The organism is Idiomarina zobellii (assembly GCF_900100855.1).
Lineage (GTDB): Bacteria > Pseudomonadota > Gammaproteobacteria > Enterobacterales > Alteromonadaceae > Idiomarina > Idiomarina zobellii.
On sequence record NZ_FNCB01000010.1, the window covers coordinates 44,327 to 66,251 of the forward strand.

The following is a 21,925-nucleotide window of genomic DNA, read 5'->3' on the forward strand; positions in this document are numbered from 1 at the left end:
TTAAGTGACATTATTTATTCATTCGATTCTCTATCAATGAATCTACCACACTTGGATCAGCAAGCGTAGAGGTGTCACCGAGATTCTCATACTCATTAGCAGCAATCTTACGCAGAATACGACGCATGATCTTTCCTGAACGTGTTTTCGGCAAACCCGTCGTCCAGTGAATCAGGTCAGGGGTTGCAATTGGGCTTAATTCAGAGCGAACCCAGTTACGTACTTCTTTGGTTAATTCATCGGTTACTTCCACACCCTCCACTGGGGTAATGTACACGTAAATACCCTGACCTTTTAAGTCATGCGGATAACCTACTACAGCCGCTTCAGCCACCGATTTATGAGCAACCAATGCGCTTTCAATTTCAGCCGTACCCAAACGGTGTCCCGATACATTCAGAACGTCATCCATGCGGCCGGTTATCCAGTAGTAACCATCGGCGTCACGACGCGCGCCATCACCACTGAAGTAACGGTTCTTGAAAGTCGAAAAGTAGGTTTGCTCAAAGCGCTCATGGTCACCCCATAAGGTGCGCATCTGACCCGGCCAGGAGTCTTTTATAACCAGGCCACCTTCGGCTTCACCTTCCTGAATATTACCTTCGCTATCAACCAGCGCTGGCTGAATACCAAAGAAAGGACGGGTCGCAGACCCTGGTTTCAAATCAGTAGCCCCCGGCAGCGGAGTAATTAAAATACCTCCGTTCTCAGTTTGCCACCAGGTATCCATAATTGGACATTTACCGTTACCAATAGCGCGGTGGTACCACTCCCAAGCTTCTGGGTTAATCGGTTCACCAACACTGCCCAAAATACGTAAGCTTTCGCGGGTCGAGGTTTTCGCTGCCTCGTCACCTTTTGCCATTAACGCACGAATTGCTGTTGGTGCCGTATAAAGAATATTTACTTTGTGTTTATCAACAATTTCGCCAATACGGCCAACACCCGGGTAGGTAGGAACACCTTCAAACATCAGTGTGGTTGCACCGTTTGCCAGCGGGCCGTAAACAATATACGAGTGACCTGTAATCCAACCGACATCGGCTGCACACCAGTAAACATCGTCATCGTGATAGTCGAAGACATACTCATGCGTCATTGACGCATACACCATGTAACCACCGGTAGTATGCACAACCCCTTTCGGTTTTCCGGTCGAGCCGGACGTGTAAAGAATGAACAGCGGGTCTTCAGCGTTCATCACTTCTGCCTGGCATTCATCACTGACATCGCCAATCAACTCATGCCACCAAACGTCACGGCCTTCTGTCCAATCAACTTTGCCTTCGGTAACACGGCATACAATGCTGTGCTCTAATGAAGGGCAAGCGCCCTCAGACAAGGCTTTATCCACATTGGCTTTCAAACCAATAGTGCTGCCGCCACGACGACCTTCGTCGGCGGTAATTATAGCTTTTGCCTGACAGTCGTTAATGCGGTCGGCAATAGCATTTGGTGAGAAACCGCCAAAGATAACGGAATGAACCGCGCCAATCCGCGCACAGGCCAACATGGCATAAGCCGCTTCCGGAACCATTGGCATGTAAATAGCGACCCGGTCACCTTTACCAATACCTAATTTTTTCAGGCCATTAGCAAAACGGGATACCTCTTTATGTAGCTCGCGGTAGGTGATGTGTTTGTCTACACTAGGGTCGTCGCCTTCCCAGATAATGGCTGTTTTATCAGCTTTGTCCGCAAGGTGGCGGTCGACACAGTTATAACAAGCGTTTAAAGTGCCGTCCTCGTACCATTTGATGCTGACTTTACCCGATTCAAACGTTGTATTTTTGACTTTGTTATAGGGTGTGAACCAAGTAATGCGCTTTCCGTGTTCACTCCAAAAACCTTCAGGATCGTCTACTGACTGTTGGTAAAGTTTCTTATAACCGTCATTATCGATTTTGGCTTTAGCTTTGATATGTTCAGGAACTGAATACAGTTGCGACATTACCTCTTCCTCCTTATTCGCAAGATGGTATCTGTTGTACGTTTTAAAGGGCTTAAACACTATTAGACCATAGTCTAGATTGATAAAAATTGACCAGTTAACGAGAATTAACAGCGTTTATCTTTGGCATAACAATAAAATGCACGATCAAAACGAACACTTGGCTTACAGGGGAGAACACCATGGCTAAAGCAAGTATCGCAAAGAAATTCACCGTATCAGCAGCAAGCGCTGCCGTACTCGGTGTTATGAGCTTAGGAGCTCAGGCAAACGAAACTGACATCGATTTTGGTGGTTTTGTTAAACTGGACATGATGGTATCGGACTACACCGATGGTCAGGCACCTTCAAGCGGCAGTATCGCTCGGCAACAGTATATTCCAAGCCTCACCCCTGTGGGTGGTGAAGGCGACGACATGGTCACCGATTTTCACGCACGTCAGTCGCGTTTTTTCCTTACCACCGACACTGAGTTAGATAATGGTGAAACGCTGACCGGCCATATCCAAATGGATTTTATGTTGACCCCTGACGGTGACCAACGTATTTCAAACTCTTATAGTCCGCGTCTACGTCACGCATTTTTAAAATATGGGAAATGGACTTTTGGTCAAACCTGGTCTAACTTTCAGGACCTAAACATTCTGGCTGAATCCGTCGACTTTATCGGCATCACCGATGGCATTATCTTCAACCGCCAGGCACAAATTCGTTACACCTCCGGTGGCTTTAGCGCCTCAATTGAAAACCCTGAAACCACAGTGACACCTGCTGGTGGGGGACGTATTGTTTCCAGTGATGGATTTATGCCAGATGTTACTTTTAAATATACCGGCAAGTCTGACAACCTGACCTGGCAGGCGTCTGCATTATTGCGTCAGCTCACTTATGACGTCACACAAACTGGTGACGATGAAACAACTTTCGGTTACGGTTTGAGCTTTGGTGCTAAATACACCTTTGGTATGGACGACATTCGTGCGTCTATTACAACCGGTTCGGGCTTAGGTCGCTATTTAGGTCTCAACACATGGAACGGCGCTTATATCGATGGTAACGGTGAGCTGGAAGCCATTGACTCAACCGGTATTTCTTTTGCTTACCGCCATTTCTGGACTGAGAAAGTTCGTTCAAACATCGTATATTCGCGTGGCTGGGCAGACAATGATGAAGAGCTGCTTGCACTCGCTGGTGACATGACTGAATACACACAGCGCCTCGCGTTTAACGTGATGTATTCACCAGCTTCCAACCTAACCTTTGGTGCGGAAATTTCACAAGCTAACCGTGAAACAGAAGCTAATGTAGACGGCGACTTAAACCGCCTACAGCTGATGGCAATGTATAAGTTTTAAACGATATTCCCAACCAAAAACGCCGGTAGCCACAAAAGGTTACCGGCGTTTTTTCTGTCTGGGCATTGTCTGCCCAAACAAGCTTTATTTCACAATATCAATTAACCGCTTACCAATGTCTGTGTTATCCATATACCCACGGAAATCTTCAGAGTAAGGTCCTTTAGCAAAAACCGGGACGTCTACTGCGGTGTGGCCACTGCCCGTCCAACCCGTACCGGTAATATCACCGGTAATATACACCAAAGCATCGTGTAGTGCGTCTTCACGCTCTTCACCTTCCTGCTCAGATGCAAGCGCCAGCTCGTCGATATAGTCCTGAGTCAGCTCGAAGTTCACTTTGTCAGCAACATACTCGGGCCATTTCTCAGCGTCCATGTCCAGAAGTTCACTGCGCATTGTCGCAATAGAGCTTTCAATAGCCATGACTCTGTCTGAATACCATGCGTACTCACCGTCACGCCCCAGAGTTAAACCGCCAGTAGAATGGTCAGCAGTCATCACCAGTAACGTATTGGGGTTATCTTGCATGAAGTCAGCAACAACCGTTAACGCTTTATTTAACGAGTCCATTTCATGCACCGCGCAAGCAATATCATTGGCATGACCACACCAGTCAATTTGGCTGCCTTCAATCATAAGCGCGAACGGTTTGTCGTCACCTGACAATAAACGCAGCGCAGTGCTGGTCATTTGTGCCAGCGAGTCTTTACCTTCATCAATTGCATGCGGCAGACCTTTTGGTGCAAACAAGCCCATAACCGGCGCCTGTTCAACTTGATCTAACATTTGCATGTCCTGAATAACCTTCAAGCCATGTTGCTCTAGCAGTTCTGCCCAGTTCTTGTCGTCACGAATAAAATACTGCTGACCGCCGCCAAGCAAGACATCATAAGACGCTTCGTCTTTTATGTACTGCTGCGCCATAAGGTCAGCTATTTCGTTGTACTCATAACGAGACGGGTGATGCGAGAAAAATGAAGCCGGCGTTGCATGGTTAATTTGCGAGGTCGATACAGAGCCTGTCATATAACCGCTATTTTTAGCGTACTCCATGACCGTTTTTAACGACGTTTTATCGTTATCCATGCCAATAGCGCCGTTATACGACTTTTCCCCCGCCGACAAAGCGGTAGCGCCAGCTGCTGAATCCGTCACCCAGGTATCGTCTTCCGGATAAGTGGTTGCGGCCCCGGTGAGGTAGTGGTCGAACTGTGTTTCAGCAATGTCTTTGGTGTCTAAATCAGACATGGCATAGCGATAGGCACTGATAAATTCAAAGCCCATACCATCACCAATGACATAAATAATATTGGGCTTCTGCTCTTCAGCCACCGCGCCCGGTGCACTCAGCGCAACCCCGATGGCTGCGGCTGCTAAGGTTTTTTTCATACGACAACTCCGTTTAATTCTGTAACGCTCTTTGTATAGCCTGATTATATCAAGCCCTAAATGTCAGTGATATGACAACAAACCGCAATTTAATCGCGTCTCGCCGTGAATGAGCCGTCGGCCAGTCGAACATCGACCGGTTCGCCACTAGCAACGTCATCCGCACGACGCACAACCTCGCCACTATCTTTACGAACAATGGCGTAACCTCGCTCCAGCGTATTCAGCGGGCTGACCAGGTTCAATGACTGCATCAATTGCCCTTGCCGAGACTTTTTGTCTCTCAGTAAACGCGCCATGACTTGCGGCAAACGCTGCTGAAGAATTGTCAATTGCTGTTGGTATTGTGCCAGTCGTTTTTCCGGATGCACGGATTGCAAGCGCCTCACTAAATGCGTGTGCTGCTGACGCTGACGCATAAGTTGCTGAGTCAGCGCCCGACTCGCACGCGCCTGTAACTCGTCAGCCAGTTGCGACTGTTGTTGCAGCAGTCGTTGTGGATGCTGCTGTTGCAGGCGTGTTTGCAAAAATTGCCATTGTTGTTTGAGGCGTTGTATATGCCTTAACTGAGCCTGTTGCAGCCGCTGCATTAACGCCTGAGCACGCTGCAGTTGCTGTTGCTGGTCTCGCGTGACCAACTCTGCCGCAGCCGATGGTGTGGGTGCTCGCATATCGGCAACAAAGTCGGCAATGGTGAAATCGATTTCGTGACCGACCGCACTAATCACCGGCATCGGAGCGGTAGTCAGCAGCCGGGCAAAACCTTCATCGTTAAAACACCACAAGTCTTCCAGTGAGCCACCGCCGCGCGACACTAGCAGCACATCCACTTCATTACGCTCAAACGCCGTTTGCGCCATAGATTGAAGTTGGGCTACTGCGGCTTCTCCCTGAACCGACGTCGGATAGATAATCACTTCAACGCTGGGGTCCCGCCGTTTCATAACCGCTAATATGTCTTTTATTGCCGCCCCGGTTGGTGAGGTCAGCACACCCACTTTGCGAATGTGCTCCGGTAATGGTCGTTTGCGATCGGCCGCGAATAGTCCTTCAGCACCGAGTTTTGCTTTCAATTGCTCGTAGCGCTGTTGTAATAAGCCCTGTCCGGCGTCTTCCAGGTGCTCGACAATTAGCTGATAGTCACCGCGCGGCTCGTACAAGGTCACTTTGGCTTTCACCAGGACTTGTGAACCGTTTTGCGGGCGCATAGCCGCTCGCTGATTGGCGCCTCGGAACATGGCGCAACGTACTTGTGAGCGTTCATCTTTCAGCGTGAAATACCAATGCCCAGAGCCCGGCGCGGCAAAATTAGAAATTTCACCCACCAGGCTTATTTGGCGAAAACCCTGCTCAAGTAACTGGCGGATTTCACCATTCAGCTGACTGACCGAGTAAACCATCGACATATTCGACCTCCATTCAATGCGCTGATACTACCACAGAATTCAAAACAATAATTTCGCATTTGGACGTCTAAATGTCTTGACGGCTTTATATCCATTTATTATTGTCGCTGTATTGTCGTTTCAAATTGACGGAGGCCGCTATGGTTCTTCCTATTGCTCGTTCATTTCATACGCAAACGCCTTATGGCCGCTTAAAAGGGTATCGGTATGGCTTTCCCGATGCCCCGGCTATTGTTGTACAGGGCGGTATCAGCGCAACCGGAAAGCTTTGGACACCGTCCGGCGATGGTTGGTGGCAATCGCTGCATCGGCTCTTCGCAGACACTGACGATTACCAATTTATTAGCTTTGACTACCTCGGCGGGTTAGGCGATTCGGACTGCCCGGACACTCCGTTGTCCGTGAAAGAGCACAGCAATGCCATTCACCATGCGGTGCAATCAATATTACCCGATGACCCTCTGCATGGCTGGATTGGCGGCTCATTCGGAGGTGTTTTAGGTCTCCAGTACGCACTGGATAACCCGGAGTCGCTTGAGCGGCTAAGCGTTATTGGCGCGGCTCACAAACCGTCGGTGCACTCGTCTTTATTGCGTTATTTCCAACAAGCACTCATACAACGCTGCAACGATTCACAATTGGGTATTGTATTAGCCAGAGCACTGGCCATGCTCAGCTACCGCAGTGCGGAAGAGTTTGAATCGCGCTTTAGTAGCAGCGATGACGCTTTCGAGTACCTGCTTTATAAAGGTGAACGACTGCTTAAAGAAAACGGTAACAGCTCACGCAGCCTGTTCACTCATCTCACACCCGTGTTGAACGAATACAGCATTAATCCTGAGCCTATCGAAACGCCAGTGCATTTAGTTGACTTCACCAGTGACGCCATTGCGCCACCAAGCCTAGTCACGGAGCTTGAAACCCTGCTACCCAACTGTACGTCACATGTGTCCGTTCAAAGCGAATACGGGCACGACGGATTTATAAAGAACGTGCCTCAATACGGCACGTCGCTGACACATTTTTTATTTGAAACGCATTTGGAGACCACATGAAAGACGAAACCTTATCCATTCATCATGGCTACGACACCGACCCAACCACCAAGTCAGTAGCTACGCCGATTTATCAAACGGCATCGTACGAGTTTGACAGCGCTCAGCACGGAGCTGATCTCTTCGACTTAGCGGTTGAAGGCAATATCTATTCACGCATTATGAACCCCACCAATGACGTGCTGGAAAAACGGGTTGCTGCCCTTGAAGGGGGTGTTGCCGGCCTCGCAGTCGCTTCAGGTATGGCGGCCATTGAATACACCCTAATTACTTTGGCAAGCCAGGGCGACAATATCGTTACCACCCCACAGCTTTATGGAGGCACCTATACACTGTTTCGCCATATGCTGCCGTCGCTCGGTATCGAGGTTCGCTTTGCCGAATCAGACAATGCGAAAGACATTGAAGCACTTATTGATGAGCGCACCAAAGCGGTTTACTGCGAAAGCATTGGTAACCCCGCAGGAAACATTGCCGACTTAGAAGCACTGGCGGGAGTTGCCCACACTCATGGCGTACCGCTCGTCGTTGATAATACCGTCGCTACGCCTATTCTTTGTAAGCCCATTGAGCATGGCGCTGACATCGTCGTTCATTCATTGACGAAATACATTGGTGGTCACGGTAATTCAATTGGTGGACTTATAGTCGACTCAGGCAAATTTGACTGGCTGTCACAAAAGGCGCGTTTCCCACAATTTAGTAATCCCGAACCGGCTTATCACGGTGTGGTTTATACCGACGCATTCGGACCCGCCGCTTTTATCGCAAGAGTCAGAACCGTGGCTCTGCGTAATACGGGCGCCTGTTTGTCGCCCTTTAATGCCTTTTTATTGTTGCAGGGACTGGAAACTCTGACTTTGCGTATTGAGCGACACTGCGAAAACGCAAAGGCTGTCGCCGACTATCTACTACAACATCCGAATGTTGAATGGGTGAATTACGCAGGTTTGGCTCAGCATCCACACTATGAACTTGCCGCCAAATATGTGACTGGCGGGTTACCTGCATCATTGCTTACCTTTGGCATAAAAGGCGGTTACGAGGCAGGAGTTAAGTTTTATGACAAGCTTGGCTTGTTTAAGCGGTTAGTGAATATCGGCGATGCAAAGTCGCTTGCCTGCCACCCTGCCTCTACCACTCACCGTCAGCTGTCGGAACAAGAACAAGTCGCAGTTGGAGTTAAACCAGAAGCCATCCGCTTGTGTGTCGGCATAGAGCACATTAGCGATATTATTGCTGACTTAGAGCAGGCATTAAGCATTTAATATACCGAAAAAAGAAAAGCCACCGGGCGGTGGCTTTCTCATTTCTAACAGGCGCATGAACTTTACGCGTCGTCCTTTTTCAAATGAACGTCCATTTGAGGAAAGGGAATACCAATGCCTTCCTCGTCTAAACGGTCTTTAATACGCTCTAATAAGTCCCAGCGCGTTGGCCAGTAGTCTTCATTTTTGGTCCACGGACGTACATTAAAGTCGACAGAAGAAGCGCCAAGCTCCGTCACCGTCACCACAGGCTCAGGATCTTTCAAAACCCGTTCGTCACTGGTAATAACATCCATAAGTACTTGCTTCGTTTTTTGCAAGTTCGCGCTATAACTCACACCAATGACCAAATCGATGCGACGCAGTTCTTCACGGTTGTAGTTGGTAATTGGGCCACCGATAATTTCCGAATTCGGCACAAAGATAATTTTACGGTCCGGCGTTTTCAAAACCGTCTGGAAGATATTGATTTGTTCAACCGTGCCGGAAACCCCGCCAGCGTCAACGTACTCGCCCGCACGGAACGGACGGAACATAATAAGTAATACGCCCGATGCAATGTTCGACAGTGACCCTTGCAGTGCAAGGCCAATGGCCAAACCTGCCGCACCCAAAATAGCAATAAAGGACGTAGTTTCGACCCCGACATGCGACAGCGCCATCATAATGGCGGCAATGAAGATAACGGTTTTTACAATAGCGCTGACGAAGCTAATAACTGCGCCGTCCACTTCGCGTTTTTGCATGCCTTTGGACATGACCCGGGTAACGCCATTCGCCACTATTTTACCAATAATCAAAATGGCAATCGCAATAATAAACTTAATCGAAAACTCGATAAGCATATCCTGATTGTCGTTTATCCACTGAACGATGCTGTCCATAATATTTCCTTATTTAGCAATAACTAAACTATGATTTTCCCAAAATAGCGCTTATTACGCCTATTCGCAAACGCATTTACAGGCGGAACGAGTAGCGCCCCTGCGCGTCTGGCTGACCCATGTATTGAATAAACTTTGCCAGGCCTTCTGGCGTTCGCGGTGTTGGTTTTACGGTACCTGACGCTTTAATATCCTGACTATTGATACTTGCATCAACTTCCAGACTTAAATCGTTGTCGCCTTTCATGATTAATGCGACGGAATTATCGTCATGACACCCTAGCTCGACCGGAAAGCTCCCTAGTGACTGCCATTGTCCATTGACCAGCACCTGAATATTGTCGCCGCTGGCACTACCTTCTAAGTTATCACACCAACGCACAGGTCCCGGCGCTGTCACCACGTATTCACTCACATCCAGTTCCCAGCGACCTTTCGTTTGCAATGGTAGTTTCGTTTGAGCAATATCCAATAACGCGCCTAAGCTACCGCTGGCCTTTATATTTTGCGCACCAATACGGGTCGAGCTAGCTAATAAACGTCCCTGCAACGAAAATGGATTATTCTGTTTTGGCACTTTGACATCAACAACCAGATCGCCGAGGAAAATCGATGACACTTGCCAGTCCCAGCTAAGATCGTTAATGACATTACCATCGACCACGACTTGTCCGGCAGCTCCTTGCCATAAGGTTCCAGACACTTGCGTCAGTTGAATGTTATTCGGCAATGGCATCCAATAAATAACGCGTGCCGGCAACAATACCAACAAGGTTACTAAATAAGCCAAAACAAGCCAGGGCAGCCAGCGCTTTAATTTCATGAGACGTCTTTCACCAATAGTTTTCGTAAACGGACACTACCTGGCTGCTCAAGCCGGGCGATATCAGCACCGGTTAGCTGTAAACCAAAGTCACTTTCCAGCGCATTCATAAACTGAAGTAATTGGTTAAATGGTACAGTGTCTACTGTGACCAGATACTCTTCACCTTGCGGCTGAATACGCGCCAGCTCAATGTCATACTGCGCCGCAGCCTGGTTAATACGCTGGCTGAGGGAGCCCTTCACGGTTGAGCTTTTGGCGCTTCTACCTTCCATGCTTTTATATCGCGCTATCGCCTGTTGTACCCATTGATACTGGTCTTGCTGAGATTTCAAACGGTTCTCCGCCTGAATCACTGACTGAGAACTTGGCAACCAAATAATGAAATATAAAAACGCAATGGCCAATACAATGGCTAATGCGCTTAGCAGGCGCTGCTCACGGCTATTAAACTGCTGCCAACGGTTATAAGCAAGCTGACGATAAGGCTCAAAAATTGCTTTAAGTTTATCCATAACGTTACCCCTGAAGCTCTATAGTCAGTGCGCCGGAAACCTGGCTTCCGCGGTTACTCATCGACCCAGCCTCTATGGCTACACCGTTATTTTGAGCCGCCCGCTGAAAAGCTTCCAATTGTGAAAAGCTCTCAGCTGTTGCCTGCAGTCGCAATTCATTATTTTGAAAACGCAGCAATTCTAGCTTCACCGCCGGTTCGGCCTGAAATGCTGGTTGCAAGCTATCCAGGGCTGCTATAACCGAGCTTTCAGTATTTCCGGCACCGCCCAGTCGTTCAATTTTCTGTTGCAGCTGAGCTCTTAAATTGACAATACGGCTTTCGCCAGGAAATGCCTCACGATAAAGCTGCTCTGCTTTTGCCTGCAAAGACGCTCGCTGCTGCTCAAGTTGCCAGTATTTTATGCTATTCAGAGTAATAGCCAACACAAATAATACACTGGCAGCAATAGCCAAAGGTTTCCATGGCAAACTTGACGACTGTCGCTGCTTTCTGGCACGAAAAGCTCCTTGCCTGAGGTTGATTTCAGCATTGCTTTGTAAAGCCGCGACAGCAATTGTCATGGGCACTTCAATATCGGCAGACTCTAATACGCTAGGCGGCTGAGGCCAGTCTATAGCACCATAGTGAATGATTTTTTCAGGCGGCTCATATTCGCTGCTTAATATGGGAGCAAGTTCAGAAAATGCGGCTCGCTCCACCGCAAAGCCTTGCCAGACCGAGGTTCTTACCAGAACGCTATGACCCAATTCAATAGCGTGCCATTCATTCTCGTGAGCCGGCAGTAGGAAAATATCAGGCAACCAACGGTTAGACTCAATTCCTGACTCTGACAGAACACCCAACCACTGTTGCATATGTGCTTTTTCTACAACGGCCACCGGTATTGTCGAGGCTTTTGTTTCCGGCCAGGCAAAATGCAGCGTTTCTATGTCTGCCGCAAGTTCTTCTTCCAACGCATACGGAATAACTTTATCCAAATGCTTTTTACTCCCCGTCGGAAGGGTAACCTGAGTTAAAAAGACATCTTGACCCGGAACAGCAATAACCACATCACTGCGTGACGCTTTATCCGCCAACTGTGACAGCTCTTCGGTTGACTCCAGCTCGCCGCTGGCAATAAGCTCCTGTTGCTGGTTATGCCACAACAACCAGGGAATGCTTTCTGTTGTTCCAAAAGCAGGCAGTCGTATTATTAGCGTTTCCTGCATGTTTTATTCTCCCATCGCACGGTACAAGGTGGCGACTTCGCCGTTGTTAACGTGCAGTACTGAACGGGCTTTCATTTCAACATCGCCCCATTGTATATATGCGGTTAGCTGAAAGTATTCACTTTCAACATCAAGTTCTGACAGTTCGCCGTTAAGCTCTGATTTCACATTGGCAATAGCTTCAACTTCATCGACCTCTTCATTCGACTCATAGCCTGCTTCCGGCCTGTTCGACAAAAAGGATTGCGCATCTTGTAACGACATTTTACCTTCTGTCACTGCTGTCAGTAATGCAGCTTGCTCATCTTTAAGCGTATTCACGTTAATCATTAATGCCGTTTCATTCGGTATTACGCAGACATAAGGACGCAGTTTGCGAACGATTTCCCGACTGTATCCCCTAATCATGCGCAGCTCGCTAACGTCCAGTAGTAAGCTGTTTGCCGCTAAGTATGGCTTAGGCAGTCCCTGATAATCAGGATCTTCAGCACCATTTGAACCCGACAGCTGAGTGTCACCGTCTATCCAGTCAACCAGGCTATCGGTTAACCCCTGCGCCTGATATTCATCGAGTTCAACACCTTGCAATAGCGCTTTATACTGTCGCTTACGTCGCTCCAGCGTGCCAGGGTCTTCCTCATCCGTCACCAGACTTTCAAGTTAAAACAACTGGATAAGTCTCTCACACGAGCCGCTATCTGCCCACCTTCAACCGGAAACGGACCGGTTCGGCTGGCCCAGCTTTGTTGGTTATTCGCTACACCATCATTTTCGTTTAACTCGCGCTTTAACGCTTCTTTTAAAACATCCTCAGCGCTTAGCCACATCCAGTAACTTTGTTCAGCTTGCTGCAAGTTGCCCATGCGGGTTATTTGCATTTGCAGTTTAGTACCGAGGTTCACTGCTATCACCGAAACCAGAGCAATAACCAGCATGACCGTTATGAGCGCGGCGCCTTTTTGACGAGAGTTTTTAGTCAGCATTCGACCCTCCCGAACTTTGCGCCTCCGCTTGACCTGCACCAGCAACCAAAAATATACGCTTAATTTCGCCATATTGTTCGGTCTGCAAAGTCACCTCAATGGCTTTCGGTAAATCGCCTTCGCTGCGCCACTCTGCGTTCCAACCCTTATCCAATCCACGATTACCATCGCTTTGACCTGCTGCTCTATAAAAGCGAAACGACAAGTCTGTCACACCGCTCAACAACGTCTGCACAGTTGGTTCGTTACTCCTGTCATTCACAAACGAATAACTAACCCGTTGTAACTGGCCATCCATAACTCGATAAATAACTGGCTGTAACTCGGCTCGCGGCAGAACATCACCCGGGTTATCAAAGCCGCTGCGCACAAAAGCTAAAACACCGCGCTCTGAATCAAAGTAGCCAACGTCATTACTTAAATACTGGTGCGTTACTTCAGTGTCATTGGGGCGCGTAGGCTTAGCGACTAACTGGCGAATGTCTTGTTGCATTAACAGTTGGCTAAATTGCAGCTGCTCCAGCGACTCTCGCCGCTCGCTCGACTGCTGTTCGGTACTGACCATTTGGCTTAACACCTGATAACTGGCTATACCAATTACCGCAAAAATGGCCATAGTCACCAACACTTCAACTAAGGTGAACCCCGACTGTCGGTTGCCGTTAACGTGCATTCCGGTCACCTTTAGCGGCTGAGTCAGGTTTTCTCAAGTAGCGCGTTAACCGATAATGCTCCCGCCCACCTTCCGTTTTTGACACTATCACTGTGACAGCGACGACATTAGGAGTTACTGTTTCAACCACCTGCTGCTGCCAATGCCAGGTGGTGCCGGCTTGCTCAGCCGTGCCTTTCTTATTGTCTTTTACCGGCCATTCCTGGGCCAGGGACACTTCTGCTATCCGGTTTGACGCCACATACTGTGCAAAGGTTTTACTTTGTAAGTCGCTTAAACTGGTCAGGTGACTACTGGCTGCTTGTAATGCGGCCAAAGCCGCTAACCCAAAAACCGATAGCGCGACCATGACTTCAATAAGTGTAAAACCTTTTACCCTCATTGCTCAGGCGCCTCATTTAAAACAATCAATTGCCAACTGTTTTCAGTTTTCACCCAACGCTCCGCGGCAATATCATTCGCATTTTCAATTTTTAAGGTAAAAGCTGTCATCTCGCCACTTGGCAAAATAAGTACATCCGGACGCTTTATTTCAGACTCGTCATCCTGTTCTGAATCATCCCCGCTGCCAAAAACACCGTCGTTCAGTTCTTCATTTTGAGCCAGCTCAGCCATGTCCTGATTTAATAACTGCCAGCTTAATGGCCACTCAGTTTGCTGAGGTTTAAGCCCACGAGTGTTAAAAGATTGCCAGCTTTCCTCCTGCCAAACCAGAAACTCATAACCATTGTCGTTAAACGCAAGCGCGAGGGGTTGCTGCCGCACCATCGCATACTCACGTGCATATTGAAGTTGCTGCTGTAGCGTTATTGCTGAGTCTTGAGCAGAGTTTTGCTGACGGTTACTGCCCGGTAACGTCAACATAACTGAGCTGGCAATAAGGCCAAGAATGGCCATTACCAGCATCAGTTCAATCAGAGTGAATCCTTGTTGCTGGCGCCTATTGGTCACGGTTGTTGTTGCCAATCATCCAACTACCGAAGTCATCTTCAGTACCCGGTTGACCGTCTGGGCCTGCTGAAAAAATATCAATATCGTCGTACTGTCCCGGGTTCAACAACAGGTAGTCGTTGCCGTAAGGGTCTTGCGGTAAACGACGAATATAGCCACCGCTGCGATAGCTTCGCGGTTGCGGATCAATATTCGGTTCATTCACGAGTGCTTCTAAACCTTGCTCGGTGGTTGGAAACATACCGTTATCAAGGTGATACTGAGCTAATGCATTCTCTAATGCCACAATGTCAGCAATCACTTTTTGCTCGTTCGCTTTTTCCTGGTTGCCCAACACATTAGGTAACACCATGGTTGCCAAAATACCAATAATGGCAATAACCACCATAACTTCAACGAGTGAAAAACCAGATTGATTACGTCTCATAATTAAAGTCCTACACTATTATTTAACTGCAATATGGGCTGAATTATCGACAAAACGATAAAAAAGACGATGCCCGCCATGGTGACAATCAGCACAGGTTCGAAGACCTTAAGGCTGACTGTGACTAAATTTTCAAATTCTTTATCCTGGTTGTCGGCGCAGCGTTTCAGCATCTGCTCAAGCTCACCCGACTTCTCACCTGCCGCTATCATATGCAGCATCATAGGCGGGAATAGCCCGGTTTCCTGCAATGCTGCCCTTAACGACGAACCTTCTCTTACCCTGTCAGCGGCTTCATCGACCGCTTCTCTTATCGCTAAATTACCAATAACCGATGAGGTAATGCGCAGACCATCGAGTAATGGCACCGCCGATGACGTTAAAATACTCAGCGTTCTTGCAAAGCGCGCTGTACTAACCCCTCGTATGACTTTCCCCAACATAGGAAGTTTCAGCAAGCGGTAATGATACGTTAACCGGTTTGTGTCTTTTCGAAGCCACTGTCCAAATAACAACAATAAAACAGCCAACCCAACAACCAGCCAGAGTCCCCAATTCTGCAAAAACTCACTAATAGCTATCATAGCCAACGTAGTAGGAGGTAGCTCTTGCCCCATAGTGGCAAAGTTCTCGACAATTTGAGGCACTATTGAAACCAAGAGAAATACGACAATACCGATAGCCACCAGAGTCAGCATAAGCGGATAAATAAGCGCCTGCGTCAACTGACTCTTCATGTGCTGTCGCTGTTCCGTGTAATCGGCCAACTCTTCGAGAACCTGGTCCAGATGCCCGGACTTCTCACCCGCAGCCACCATTGCCGTATACAGCGAGTCAAACACCCCAGGGAATTCCGCCATTGCCTCAGCCAGACCATAACCTTCAACGACTTTGCTTCGTACTGACATAACCAGCTTTTTCATGCGTGGCTTTTCAGTTTGATCAGCAACGGCCAGTAACGCTTGCTCAATAGGCAAAGCAGAGCCTACTAAGGTCGAAAGCTGACGAGTAATAAGGGCAAGGTCCTGCGCTTTGACTTTTCGAAATGTGAAGCCCCAGCGATTCTGCTCACTCTGCTTCTTCTCTTTTTCCGCCGCAGCAGAAATAGCAACAGGCATAAGGCCTTGTTCACGAAGCATCTGCCGAACCTGACGTTCAGTATCAGCCTCAAGCACGCCTTTTTTCTTACGTCCATTATTGGCTATTGCCTGATACTCAAATGCTGCCACGTATTACTCCTCGCGAGTAACTCGCAAGACTTCCTCTAGTGTAGTTTTCCCTTCCAGCACCTTTTGCAGACCGTCTTGTCGTATGCTTGGGGTTGACTGGCGTATGTACTTTTCAATCGCCTGTTCACCGTGACCGTTATGCACAAGTTCGCGCACATGATCATCGACCTGGAGAAGTTCGTGAATCCCCGTTCGCCCTCTATAACCGGTATGGTTACATCCCTCACAGCTGCCTGCGCGGTAAATAGTATGTTCCGAGCTCTCACTCAGCCCTAGTATCTGGCGCTCTTCCGTATCGGGCGTATGAGGCTGACGACAGCTACTACATAAAGTCCGAACTAAGCGCTGAGACAACACCGCCAATAAACTGGAGGACAGCAGGAATGGTTCAACCCCCATATCCTCAAGACGTGTGATAGCACCCGCAGCTGTATTCGTGTGTAACGTCGACAAAACCAAGTGCCCCGTCAATGATGCCTGCACAGCAATTTGGGCGGTCTCTACGTCTCGTATTTCCCCGACCATAACAACGTCAGGATCTTGCCGCAGAATCGCTCGCAAACCACGCGCGAAGGTCATATCAACACGCTGATTCACCTGCGTTTGTCCAATACCGTCGATGGCATACTCGATGGGATCTTCTACTGTCAGAATATTACGGTCTTTCGAATTAATTTCGCTCAGCCCGGCATACAAGGTCGTACTTTTACCGGAACCGGTTGGGCCAGTCACAAGAATAATACCATGAGGCTTATGAATCAGCTGCTGGAAGATATTGCGGTTTTCCTGCGTCATTCCCAGCTGCATTAGGTTCAAACGTGCATTATTTTTATCAAGCAAGCGCAGAACAACGCGCTCGCCATGGTTCGACGGCATAGTCGACACCCGCACGTCGACCGCTCTACCAGCGATAAGCAATGAAATACGGCCGTCTTGCGGTATACGTTTTTCAGCAATATCCAGCTGCGCCATGACTTTAATTCGGGAAACTAAAAGAGAAGACAGCTTACGGTTTGGCTTTAAGACTTCACGCAATACGCCATCAATACGGAAGCGAATTAGTAGTGACTTTTCGAACGTCTCTATGTGAATATCCGATGCCCCCTCTTTTATCGCCTCACTTAACATGGCGTTGATGAGTTTGATAATAGGTGCGTCGTCTTCACTTTCTAATAGATCTTCGGTTTGCGGTAACTCGTCCGCCAGTGAGAACAAGTCAGACTCATTCCCGATGTCTTCCATCAGCTGTTTCGCTTCCGACGAGTCACGTTGATAAGCTTGTGTTAAAAGCGTTTCAAAGTCGTTTGCCGGGTGTTCTTGCAAAGTGAAAGGCTGACCCAGCTTACGTCGCACTTCCCTGAGCGCTTGTGCAGAAACACCGGCTCGGCAGTGCACAACCATAGGTTCGCCCGACTCAACCACCACGCCAAAGCGTTTGGCAAAGCTAAAAGGTAACCGTGTTGTCGCAATAGCACTCGCGTCAGTCATTCTCTTTCTCTGGCTGTTTATTATCCAGGTACTCTTCGAAGCCGGGCGGCAAGGTTAACTCACTGTCCCATTCATTCATTACCGGAGACTCTTCCATTGGCATCAAGGAAATACCGCGTGAACGCTCGTCCAGTTGCAGTGCGCGCATATAGTTGTATTTTGCAGAGCTGATTTCTCGCATGCGCTTTCCATTGCGAACTATCGTCGGCCGAATAAACACCATTAAGTTGCGCTTTTGCTTGGACGTTGAGGTAGAGCTAAACAGTCTTCCTAACACCGGAATGTCGCCCAGCAGCGGTATCTTAGACACCGACTCCTGTACGTCTTCGTCGATAAGGCCGCCCAGAACAATGGTTTCGCCATCGTCCGCCATGACGGTTGTTTTCATTTCACGCTTATTAATAATAACGTCTACTGAGGTTGCGCCACTTAAACTTGAGACTTCCTGCTCAATAGTCATTTGCACGGCATCACCTTCATTAATTTGTGGCGTCACTTTCAGTTTTATGCCCACTTCAGTTCGGTCTACGGTCTGGAAAGGGTTATCGTTGTTATCACCGGTAGTTGACCCCGTAATGGTTGGCACTTCCTGACCGACCAAAAAGCTCGCTTCCTCGTTATCAACCGTAACAATGCTGGGTGTTGCTAAGATGTTTGAGTTAGTATCCTGAGTCACTGCCTGAACTACCGCAGCCCAGTCATTCTGAATAGTACCGAACATCATGCCATTGACTGAACCGAGTAAATTAGCCAGCAGCGATATGTCACCGGGCTCGTCCGGCTCAGTTGTTGTTACCTCAACGCCACCGTCGGTAATACGCGTTGTTGTTGTGCCTGGCTGTTCCCTAGCCTGATAAGCACCGGCAGCCAAGCTACCGATAGGCACTTGGCTACCATCATTATATTGCACCATACCGCCGTCTTCGCTTATCCACTGGACACCAAAGTTGACGTTATCGCCTTCCATAATTTCGACAATAATCGCTTCAACCTGAACCTGCGCACGGCGAATATCCAGGTCGTGAATGACTTTCTCCAGAGAAGCCATCATGTCCTGCTGAGCCGTTATAACAACTGAGTTAGTCGGCTCATGCGGACTAATGCTCACAGAGTCGTTATTATTGCGTCGGCGAGTTGTGTTGGTATTTGACGTTTGTTGCTCACTTTCAGCCTGTATTGAGCGACTCACGTCGTTTAAAACCTCGACCACTTCCGGCGCTTTTGCGTATTTCAAATAAAATACACGCGTATTACCTTCCGACTTTAAGTCTTGGTCAAGTTGCTTAATAAGCTTAACAACTCGAGCTCTTGCTCGCGGTTCACCACTGACAATAACCGAGTTACTGCGCTCGTCGGCAACGATTTTAGGAATCAGCAAAGGTGGTGTTCCGTCGTTATTGCTTTTTTCATACAGTGATTGCGCAATACGCACAATTTCACTGGCCGACGCATACTCGAGGTGAATCATATCAACGTCTTGGTCACCTGCCCTGTCGACCCGCTCGATAATCTCTACCAAGCGCTGCACAGTTTCTGAGCGACCTGTCATCATAATAACGTTTGAAGGGTCGTAGCTAACCACCATGCCACCACCACTTTGATCATTAAGCTGGCGCAATAAAGGCGCTAATTCACGTACAGAAACATTTTCAACGGGAACAACACGCGTGACCATTGCATCGCCAGAGCCTCGGCTGTCAGCGTCCATAACAGGTAATGACGATGTCTTAGCGTCGCGGTCTCGAATGACTTTAAGTACGCCAGATTCCATCTCTACCACAGCAAAGCCGTAAACTTCTAAGACGTTAAGGAAGAACTGATAGTACTGCTCTTCATTCATCACGTCATAGCTACGTACATCGATTTTGCCACGCACATTTGGGTCAATAATAATGGTTTTGCCCAAGTTGCGGCCTACCACCTGAATAAATTCGTTGATGTCGGTATTTTTAAAGCTGGCCGCATATTCTTCCGCCGTTAATGGCGTACTCATTACGCTTACTGCCAACCCCAGGGCTCCGAGCCAATTTCTTAAGCCTCTTTTTGCCACTGACATATTAATTTTCCTGTTGTTCCGGTAGCTCAAACGACAGCTCCATCCGTTCACCATCGCGCTCTATTTCGATTGATACTTGTTTTTGGTTAGCCAGCTCCTCACTGGCTAACATGGCTTGTTCCATATCGGTTAAGTCGTAGCCATTGATAGCGACCGCCAAGTCGCCATTTTGAAACCCTGCTTGCTGAAAAAGTTCGGGATTTTTTGCCGCCTTTAGTCGATAACCAACAAGCGACCCTCCTTCCATAGCCGGAGAAATGCTCACATACTCCATAATGGACGACGGATCGTCCGCTATATTACTAAGCTGAGTTTCGACAAATTCCGTTCGGCTGTTCTCGGCTGGCTTATCTGTATTATTTTGTTCTGCCGTAGCCTCATCTACCGTCAGCGATAATGCCGGACGGTCTTCACCGACATCTTCCATCACCAGGGTTTCAAGTCGGCCGTTGTTGTCGAGAATAACGCGATCAGCGTATATTTCTTCAACCGTCACCCGAGAACTGCCAATGCTTTCGCCAATAATATAGGTGCGCTGTTGGCTACCCTGCTGAATAATAGCGGCAGAACGCTCTGGGTTGGAGCTTGCAGATACCCCGATAAGACGCACATTCAGTGTCGTTTTCGGCGCATTGCGCGAGTTTCTCGGCCCCTGCTTTTCTGACTGACCAAACAGGTGAAGCGCCTCGATACGGCTTATGTCGACGGAATTAGCAGACGAAGACGTTGAGTTAAACTTAGGAACAGTCGGCTGTGTGCTCTCCGGTTCATCGGGCGACAGCAATGACCAGGTAAAATCAGCAAGCAGCACCGCAACACAAAACCACAGGAATGCCGTAAGCGCGAGCATAAGTCCGCGCCAATGGGCTGAATTCGTAAAATACTGTTGAAGTCTGGCAGTCACTTTATTCTTATTCTTGTTACACTGACAAAAGAGATTCATGCATTCTAGCGCAGCCAACATGAGTCAACAATCGCTTAACACAAACTTTATAACGAAATGATTGCGGTTTTATGACAAAGAAGCAAAAGAATACAACATCTGACACCGGTGTTCGTCTGGATAAATGGCTCTGGGCAGCACGTTTTTATAAAACCCGGGCACTTGCCAGAGAAATGGTCCAGTCAGGTAAAGTACACTACGACGGCCAACGCAGTAAACCCTCTAAAGTCGTTCAGGTCGGTGCCATTATTAAGTTACGTCAGGGGTTCGATAGTAAGGAAGTCGAAGTACTGGAGTTAAGTGAGCAGCGGCGCGGCGCGCCCGAAGCGCAGCTTTTGTATCGAGAGACAGAAGAAAGTCTGGCAAAACGCGAAGAAAACGCTGAAGCAAGAAAGCTTAATGCATTGTATAATCCACACCCTGACGGACGTCCGGATAAAAAGCAGCGACGTCAGCTAATTCGCTTTAAAAAGGAGTGACCATGGAGTACCCAACGGATCAATTATCACGGTATACATTTAACGACCATGACGTGCGTGGTGAGCTTGTCCAGCTAACCAGTAGCTATCAAACGTTAATCCGTGGTCATGACTACCCTGCTCCTGTTCAGGAAGTGTTAGGACATATGATGGCCGCTGTTTCATTGCTGACTGCGACATTGAAATTTGAAGGACATATCGCCGTTCAGTTACAAGGCGACGGCCCTCTGAACTTTGTTGCTGTCAACGGTAACCACAAGCAAGAGCTTCGCGGCATAGCTCGTTTACGAGCTGAGTTAAGCGATACAGATTTGCGTTCGATGATTGGTAAAGGTCAATTAATTATCACATTAACGCCTGAAAGCGGGGAACGGTATCAGGGTGTTGTCAGTGGAGACGCCGACTCCATTGCTGAAATGCTTGAAAACTACTTTGAGCAGTCAGAGCAATTACACACGAAGGTTTGGCTGCATGCTGACGGTGAACACGCAGCGGGAATGTTATTGCAACGGCTACCGTCTTCCGGTCAAGACCTAACGGGCTTCGAACATTTGGCCACACTGACAGACACTATTACCGCCAAAGAGCTCTACACTGTGCCGGCAGAAGAGCTACTGCACCGTTTATATCATGAAGAAACCGTGCATTTATATCCAAGCCAACCTGTCAGTTTTGTCTGTGGTTGCTCTCGCGACAAGACGCTGAATGCATTAGCGTCAGTTAAACCTGAAGAGTTGAAAGAGATACTGGATAGAGACGGCGAAATCGTCATGACTTGTGACTATTGCCTGACAGAGTATGTTTTTAAACCTTCTGACTTTAACTAAGCTTATTACC

The 21,925-nt window shown here is 48.2% G+C and carries 22 protein-coding genes; 5 read left to right on the forward strand and 17 right to left on the reverse strand.

Going from position 1 to position 21,925, the window contains the following annotated elements; all coding sequences use genetic code 11:
• Positions 1-10 precede the first annotated feature (10 nt).
• The gene (gene acs, locus BLT32_RS09130) at positions 11-1,951 is read right to left on the reverse strand and encodes an acetate--CoA ligase (RefSeq protein ID WP_053953974.1); all 1,941 of its coding nucleotides are present in this window, start codon (positions 1,949-1,951) and stop codon (positions 11-13) included.
• A gap of 182 nt (positions 1,952-2,133) precedes the next feature.
• Between acs and BLT32_RS09135 the strand changes: the two genes are divergently transcribed.
• Positions 2,134-3,306 (forward strand): DcaP family trimeric outer membrane transporter, encoded by a 1,173-nt coding sequence (locus BLT32_RS09135; protein WP_053953973.1) that lies wholly within the window; start codon positions 2,134-2,136, stop codon positions 3,304-3,306.
• 84 nt (positions 3,307-3,390) lie between these two features.
• On the opposite strand, the gene BLT32_RS09140 is transcribed toward BLT32_RS09135, so the two are convergent.
• Together BLT32_RS09140 and xseA are read right to left on the reverse strand one after the other, a co-directional pair.
• Positions 3,391-4,698, reverse strand: a complete 1,308-nt coding sequence (locus BLT32_RS09140) for an alkaline phosphatase (RefSeq protein ID WP_053953972.1) — start codon at positions 4,696-4,698, stop codon at positions 3,391-3,393.
• An 89-nt stretch (positions 4,699-4,787) separates the two neighbouring features.
• Complete coding sequence (gene xseA / locus BLT32_RS09145) at positions 4,788-6,098, reverse strand: exodeoxyribonuclease VII large subunit (RefSeq protein ID WP_053954011.1); 1,311 nt, start codon at positions 6,096-6,098, stop codon at positions 4,788-4,790.
• A gap of 146 nt (positions 6,099-6,244) precedes the next feature.
• Here xseA and BLT32_RS09150 point away from each other — a divergent pair, with 146 nt between their 5' ends.
• Positions 6,245-7,159: an alpha/beta fold hydrolase gene (locus BLT32_RS09150; RefSeq protein ID WP_053953971.1), complete on the forward strand. Its 915-nt coding sequence runs from the start codon at positions 6,245-6,247 to the stop codon at positions 7,157-7,159.
• Positions 7,156-8,427, forward strand: a complete 1,272-nt coding sequence (locus BLT32_RS09155; RefSeq protein WP_053953970.1) for an O-acetylhomoserine aminocarboxypropyltransferase/cysteine synthase family protein — start codon at positions 7,156-7,158, stop codon at positions 8,425-8,427. The genes BLT32_RS09150 and BLT32_RS09155 overlap by 4 nt, the downstream gene beginning before the upstream one ends.
• Positions 8,428-8,489: 62 nt before the next feature.
• Here BLT32_RS09155 and mscS read toward each other — a convergent pair whose 3' ends face one another.
• The 14 genes from mscS to gspC form a co-directional block, all read right to left on the reverse strand.
• A complete protein-coding gene (gene mscS, locus BLT32_RS09160) occupies positions 8,490-9,311 on the reverse strand; it encodes a small-conductance mechanosensitive channel MscS (protein WP_053953969.1) in 822 nt (273 codons plus the stop codon).
• Positions 9,312-9,387: 76 nt separating this feature from the next.
• Positions 9,388-10,134, reverse strand: a complete 747-nt coding sequence (locus tag BLT32_RS09165; RefSeq protein ID WP_053953968.1) for a type II secretion system protein N — start codon at positions 10,132-10,134, stop codon at positions 9,388-9,390.
• On the reverse strand, positions 10,131-10,649 hold the full coding sequence (gene gspM / locus BLT32_RS09170) for a type II secretion system protein M (protein WP_053953967.1): 519 nt from the start codon (positions 10,647-10,649) through the stop codon (positions 10,131-10,133). The genes BLT32_RS09165 and gspM overlap by 4 nt, the downstream gene beginning before the upstream one ends.
• Positions 10,650-10,653: 4 nt before the next feature.
• Positions 10,654-11,859: a type II secretion system protein GspL gene (gspL, locus tag BLT32_RS09175; protein WP_053953966.1), complete on the reverse strand. Its 1,206-nt coding sequence runs from the start codon at positions 11,857-11,859 to the stop codon at positions 10,654-10,656.
• 3 nt (positions 11,860-11,862) lie between these two features.
• Complete coding sequence (gspK, locus tag BLT32_RS09180; RefSeq protein WP_268762566.1) at positions 11,863-12,507, reverse strand: type II secretion system minor pseudopilin GspK; 645 nt, start codon at positions 12,505-12,507, stop codon at positions 11,863-11,865.
• Positions 12,504-12,842: a type II secretion system protein GspK gene (locus BLT32_RS13115; RefSeq protein WP_268762565.1), complete on the reverse strand. Its 339-nt coding sequence runs from the start codon at positions 12,840-12,842 to the stop codon at positions 12,504-12,506. Before BLT32_RS13115 ends, gspK begins: the two co-directional genes overlap by 4 nt.
• Positions 12,832-13,515: a type II secretion system minor pseudopilin GspJ gene (gene gspJ, locus BLT32_RS09185; protein ID WP_053953965.1), complete on the reverse strand. Its 684-nt coding sequence runs from the start codon at positions 13,513-13,515 to the stop codon at positions 12,832-12,834. The genes BLT32_RS13115 and gspJ overlap by 11 nt, the downstream gene beginning before the upstream one ends.
• Positions 13,505-13,897, reverse strand: a complete 393-nt coding sequence (gspI, locus tag BLT32_RS09190) for a type II secretion system minor pseudopilin GspI (RefSeq protein WP_053953964.1) — start codon at positions 13,895-13,897, stop codon at positions 13,505-13,507. Before gspI ends, gspJ begins: the two co-directional genes overlap by 11 nt.
• Entirely contained in the window at positions 13,894-14,481 is a 588-nt protein-coding gene (gene gspH / locus BLT32_RS09195) for a type II secretion system minor pseudopilin GspH (RefSeq protein WP_235443990.1), read from the reverse strand. Before gspH ends, gspI begins: the two co-directional genes overlap by 4 nt.
• Positions 14,456-14,893, reverse strand: coding sequence for a type II secretion system major pseudopilin GspG (gspG, locus tag BLT32_RS09200; RefSeq protein ID WP_053953962.1), 438 nt, complete (start codon positions 14,891-14,893; stop codon positions 14,456-14,458). The genes gspH and gspG overlap by 26 nt, the downstream gene beginning before the upstream one ends.
• Before the next feature lie 2 nt (positions 14,894-14,895).
• Positions 14,896-16,122, reverse strand: coding sequence for a type II secretion system inner membrane protein GspF (gene gspF / locus BLT32_RS09205; RefSeq protein WP_053953961.1), 1,227 nt, complete (start codon positions 16,120-16,122; stop codon positions 14,896-14,898).
• 3 nt (positions 16,123-16,125) lie between these two features.
• Positions 16,126-17,610, reverse strand: a complete 1,485-nt coding sequence (gspE, locus tag BLT32_RS09210; protein ID WP_053953960.1) for a type II secretion system ATPase GspE — start codon at positions 17,608-17,610, stop codon at positions 16,126-16,128.
• Positions 17,603-19,666, reverse strand: coding sequence for a type II secretion system secretin GspD (gene gspD / locus BLT32_RS09215; protein ID WP_053953959.1), 2,064 nt, complete (start codon positions 19,664-19,666; stop codon positions 17,603-17,605). The genes gspE and gspD overlap by 8 nt, the downstream gene beginning before the upstream one ends.
• Before the next feature lies 1 nt (position 19,667).
• The gene (gene gspC, locus BLT32_RS09220) at positions 19,668-20,516 is read right to left on the reverse strand and encodes a type II secretion system protein GspC (RefSeq protein WP_053953958.1); all 849 of its coding nucleotides are present in this window, start codon (positions 20,514-20,516) and stop codon (positions 19,668-19,670) included.
• Between the two features lie 164 nt (positions 20,517-20,680).
• On the opposite strand from gspC, the gene hslR reads away from it, so the two are divergent.
• Positions 20,681-21,088, forward strand: coding sequence for a ribosome-associated heat shock protein Hsp15 (hslR, locus tag BLT32_RS09225; RefSeq protein ID WP_053953957.1), 408 nt, complete (start codon positions 20,681-20,683; stop codon positions 21,086-21,088).
• 2 nt (positions 21,089-21,090) lie between these two features.
• Positions 21,091-21,915 carry an Hsp33 family molecular chaperone HslO gene (hslO, locus tag BLT32_RS09230; protein WP_053953956.1) on the forward strand — a complete coding sequence of 275 codons (825 nt, stop codon included), beginning with the start codon at positions 21,091-21,093 and terminating at the stop codon, positions 21,913-21,915.
• Positions 21,916-21,925: the final 10 nt, after the last annotated feature.

Coding starts and splice junctions, on each gene's coding strand:
- gspG (WP_053953962.1), bottom strand. CDS start 14,893: ATGAGACGTAATCAATCTGGTTTTTCACTCGTTGAAGTTATGGTGGTT.
- gspJ (WP_053953965.1), bottom strand. CDS start 13,515: ATGCACGTTAACGGCAACCGACAGTCGGGGTTCACCTTAGTTGAAGTG.
- BLT32_RS09135 (WP_053953973.1), top strand. CDS start 2,134: ATGGCTAAAGCAAGTATCGCAAAGAAATTCACCGTATCAGCAGCAAGC.
- hslR (WP_053953957.1), top strand. CDS start 20,681: ATGACAAAGAAGCAAAAGAATACAACATCTGACACCGGTGTTCGTCTG.
- BLT32_RS09150 (WP_053953971.1), top strand. CDS start 6,245: ATGGTTCTTCCTATTGCTCGTTCATTTCATACGCAAACGCCTTATGGC.
- gspM (WP_053953967.1), bottom strand. CDS start 10,649: ATGGATAAACTTAAAGCAATTTTTGAGCCTTATCGTCAGCTTGCTTAT.
- gspD (WP_053953959.1), bottom strand. CDS start 19,666: ATGTCAGTGGCAAAAAGAGGCTTAAGAAATTGGCTCGGAGCCCTGGGG.
- gspC (WP_053953958.1), bottom strand. CDS start 20,516: ATGCTCGCGCTTACGGCATTCCTGTGGTTTTGTGTTGCGGTGCTGCTT.
- mscS (WP_053953969.1), bottom strand. CDS start 9,311: ATGGACAGCATCGTTCAGTGGATAAACGACAATCAGGATATGCTTATC.
- hslO (WP_053953956.1), top strand. CDS start 21,091: ATGGAGTACCCAACGGATCAATTATCACGGTATACATTTAACGACCAT.
- xseA (WP_053954011.1), bottom strand. CDS start 6,098: ATGGTTTACTCGGTCAGTCAGCTGAATGGTGAAATCCGCCAGTTACTT.
- BLT32_RS13115 (WP_268762565.1), bottom strand. CDS start 12,842: ATGCTGACTAAAAACTCTCGTCAAAAAGGCGCCGCGCTCATAACGGTC.
- gspI (WP_053953964.1), bottom strand. CDS start 13,897: ATGAGGGTAAAAGGTTTTACACTTATTGAAGTCATGGTCGCGCTATCG.
- gspL (WP_053953966.1), bottom strand. CDS start 11,859: ATGCAGGAAACGCTAATAATACGACTGCCTGCTTTTGGAACAACAGAA.
- BLT32_RS09155 (WP_053953970.1), top strand. CDS start 7,156: ATGAAAGACGAAACCTTATCCATTCATCATGGCTACGACACCGACCCA.
- BLT32_RS09165 (WP_053953968.1), bottom strand. CDS start 10,134: ATGAAATTAAAGCGCTGGCTGCCCTGGCTTGTTTTGGCTTATTTAGTA.
- BLT32_RS09140 (WP_053953972.1), bottom strand. CDS start 4,698: ATGAAAAAAACCTTAGCAGCCGCAGCCATCGGGGTTGCGCTGAGTGCA.
- acs (WP_053953974.1), bottom strand. CDS start 1,951: ATGTCGCAACTGTATTCAGTTCCTGAACATATCAAAGCTAAAGCCAAA.
- gspE (WP_053953960.1), bottom strand. CDS start 17,610: ATGACTGACGCGAGTGCTATTGCGACAACACGGTTACCTTTTAGCTTT.